The organism is Aestuariibacter sp. A3R04 (genome assembly GCF_018860805.1).
Taxonomy (GTDB): Bacteria; Pseudomonadota; Gammaproteobacteria; order Enterobacterales; family Alteromonadaceae; genus Alteromonas.
On sequence record NZ_JAHKQR010000005.1, the window covers coordinates 1 to 648 of the forward strand.

Consider the following 648-nt stretch of genomic DNA (forward strand, 5'->3'; position numbering starts at 1 on the left):
ACAGATTGTTTTGTTATTAAAAGAACGACCAATTATGGGGCTATAGCTCAGCTGGGAGAGCGCCTGATTTGCATTCAGGAGGTCAGCAGTTCGATCCTGCTTAGCTCCACCAGTTGCTTTTTATACTTGCTTCGCAAGTGCCGCGCTAAATGGCTTGATCGTCGATGTAAAATCGACTGGCCATTTACCAGCTCGCTAAAGTGGCAAGTTTGCTTGGGTCATCCAGACAACGTGAGTTGTTGCGATGAATTGGGTTGTAGTGGTGCGCAACTTGAGGAGTGATGAAGGAGCATACATAAGTATGTGACTGAAGAGCGACGAAACCAAGCGCGGCAATACGAGCCAAAGCAGAAGCAAGAACAGGCTTGTAGCTCAGCTGGTTAGAGCGCACCCCTGATAAGGGTGAGGTCGGCAGTTCAAGTCTGCCCAAGCCTACCAATTCTACTTGGCTTCGTTATTTTGAACGCTGTGATGCTCATGTGCTGTTCGCACACTGCGCTTCTCGCATTCAAACTAATCTCACCAAGCGAATTGGCTGATGATGTAAATTGGTCGAAGTGAGGAACTGAAATCCTAATGAATAACCACTTATTAAGTGAGTATTGATTAGGGTTTTTTACTCTAAACCTGTTCTTTAACAATTTGGAA

At 45.5% G+C, this 648-nt stretch carries 2 tRNA genes; both read left to right on the forward strand.

From position 1 onward, the window contains the following. Nucleotides 1–36: 36 nt before the first annotated feature. Nucleotides 37–112, forward strand: a tRNA-Ala gene (locus tag KO518_RS08835). Between the two features lie 249 nt (nt 113–361). Continuing rightward, nucleotides 362–438, forward strand: a tRNA-Ile gene (locus tag KO518_RS08840). Nucleotides 439–648: the final 210 nt, after the last annotated feature.